Source organism: Desulfurobacterium sp. (genome assembly GCF_027028515.1).
GTDB lineage: Bacteria > Aquificota > Aquificia > Desulfurobacteriales > Desulfurobacteriaceae > Desulfurobacterium_A.
Genome location: NZ_JALVIW010000099.1, coordinates 1 through 2,453, shown reverse-complemented (window position 1 = coordinate 2,453; position 2,453 = coordinate 1). Strand labels below are relative to the sequence as shown.

At 35.1% G+C, this 2,453-nt stretch carries 2 protein-coding genes; one reads left to right on the top strand and one right to left on the bottom strand.

Features of this window, described 5'->3' with window-relative positions:
* Positions 1 to 72: 72 nt before the first annotated feature.
* The gene (locus MV676_RS08240; RefSeq protein WP_297446682.1) at positions 73 to 1,686 is read right to left on the bottom strand and encodes a DHH family phosphoesterase; all 1,614 of its coding nucleotides are present in this window, start codon (positions 1,684 to 1,686) and stop codon (positions 73 to 75) included.
* 77 nt (positions 1,687 to 1,763) lie between these two features.
* Here MV676_RS08240 and MV676_RS08235 point away from each other — a divergent pair, with 77 nt between their 5' ends.
* On the top strand, positions 1,764 to 2,291 hold the full coding sequence (locus tag MV676_RS08235; protein WP_297446680.1) for a hypothetical protein: 528 nt from the start codon (positions 1,764 to 1,766) through the stop codon (positions 2,289 to 2,291).
* Positions 2,292 to 2,453: the final 162 nt, after the last annotated feature.

Here is a 2,453-nt window from a genome sequence, read left to right as displayed (position 1 = left end):
ACTACCCGCCGTGCAAACCATAAATGCTTTCTTAAATAACTCTTTAGCTTTTCTGCATATTCCTTGAGATACTTATTGATCTCCTCTATCTCCATCCCTTATTCCTTTCAAGAATATTTCAGGTTCTTCTCCGTTTCTTTTGCCTATTATACTATAGGCAATTTCTACTTTTCCTTTCTGTATCGAGGGAACTTCAGACTTCCAAGCCTTTACCTTATAGTACCGACCCTTTTCTTTAACACCGAGAATGTATAACTTGTTGTATTCTTTAACATTTACCACTTCTGCAAACGAGGAAAAAACAGGTCTTTCATTTCCGTTTCCGTACGGTCCAACCTTTTCCAGGAAGGAAGCCCTTTGTGGAGTCCAGTAGTTAATATCAAGTGGTAAATCTATCTCAATTACCTGTTCATATTCAAAATCGGAAAGCAGGAGATTTAATCTTTCTCTTAGTTTTTCTATATTTTTAATCTCAAAAGCCAAGCCACACGCCATATCGTGGCCACCATAGGTGATTAAAAGATCCCTTACCTGACTTAAAAGGTCAACTATGTTTACGCCTTCTACACTTCTTCCTGAAGCGTAAACTATTCCGTTCACTTCTGTTCCCACTATCGTAGGTTTGCTGGTAAGCCGTGCAATTTTTCCTGCAAGGATTCCAACAATTCCCTTTTTAAACTTTCCTGTTAAAATGTTTACCTTATCTTTAGGATTAATTTGCAGTAATAGACTTTCTAATGCCTTATCAGTTTCATACTGTCTTTTCCTGTTTAACCTTTCAAGTTCGTTGGCTATTTTATATGCTTCTAACTCACTATCGGTTTTTAAGAGCTGATAAGCTATGTAGGGATCTGACAGTCTTCCAGCAGCGTTTAAACGTGGAGCTATTATAAAACCAATACTGTATTCATTAACCTCTTTTATACCAGATAGCTCTTTTAACTGTTTTAATCCTATTTGTTCTGTTTCGTCAAACTTAGTCATTCCATTTCTTACAATTATCCTATTTATATCACTTAACGGTACGACATCTGCAACTGTCCCTACAGCCGTTATCGGAAGTAGTTTTTTCATCACCAACGGCTTTCCCATTTTTGAATTAATTACGCCGGTCAGGTAAAAACTCAATCCTGCTGTACAGAGATCACGGAAAAGTTCTACATTATCAGCCTTTGGATTTAACAGAAGTTCTACTTCTGTTTTTTCTTTTTCCTCGTGGTGATCTACTACTATTACCTCTACTCCATTCTCCCTTGCATACCTTAATACTTCATTAAAGGAAGTTCCGTTATCAAAAAGAATAACCTTTTTTATTCCTTCACGGATAAAATGGTCTATATCCTTTTTTTTAACTCCGTAACCGGTTTCCCTTGTAGGGAACTTTACGCTGTATTTTACGCCTAATCTATCAAGAAGTTCCGTAAAAATAACTACCGAAGTTATCCCATCAACATCATAATCACCAAAGATACCGATTTTTTCACCATTGTTTATCCATTCTATAATTCTTGAAGCAACCTGTTCTATCTTAGGATAATTTTCGGCTTTCGGAAAATACTTTAACTCTGGACGAATAATCTTGTATCCACGGTTGTGAAATATTTGACCAAATACTTTCCCATACTTTGTTTTAATATCTTCAGGTAGTCTGTTAATTTCGTTTAAATAAACCCATTTTGTTCTCATTTAACACCTCACTATCTCTCTATTGTATAATTACTTATATCACAAAACCACACAGAGTTCAATACAGGAGTGAAAATATGCAGAAGAAGACAAATACTCTCTCAAGGGGAAAAAGAATAATCTTGTATATTGCTATTCTGATGGGGGTTCTGCTTAATCCTATTCTACTGTTAATTGCTATGGTAGTACAGTCTGTTGTCAATTCCATAAACAAACGGTTAGTTGCTACCGGTTCAATCCTCTCAACAATGGGAATACTTATAGGGTTTATTTCCTACGGCCTACACTGGAAAATAGGAATATTTGTCGGCTTTGCTTTTCTGTTTCCATTAGGATTATCAGTCCTTTCCTACTACAACTGGAAAAACACAGACGACAGGTGGAGAAAAAAGGTTTTTAAGTGGATAATGTATTCCTATAACCCTGTTACTTTTACATTTGCTCTTATTTCTCCTATACTCAAAGTAGTTAAACCAGATTCCTTTGAAACTTATGTGCTATTTGCCGTTACTTTTATTTTCTCTTTAATTTTCCTTACAGGAATAATTGTTTCAAGTTTTTCACTACTTGTTTTAATATATAGGGAAATTAAAAACAAAGAATAATTAAGACCTATATTTTCTGTTTTTTTATTTCGTGGCGTATCTTTGCTTTATAAAAACCATTCATTTTTCCTTGTTTTGTAAAAACCCTTAATCAGAAAAAAACCAGCTTATCAGGCAGGCAGGGTTATTACTATTTGGAATCTGAACGCTGGCCTGATCGCT

Coding starts and splice junctions, on each gene's coding strand:
- MV676_RS08240 (WP_297446682.1), bottom strand. CDS start 1,686: ATGAGAACAAAATGGGTTTATTTAAACGAAATTAACAGACTACCTGAA.
- MV676_RS08235 (WP_297446680.1), top strand. CDS start 1,764: ATGCAGAAGAAGACAAATACTCTCTCAAGGGGAAAAAGAATAATCTTG.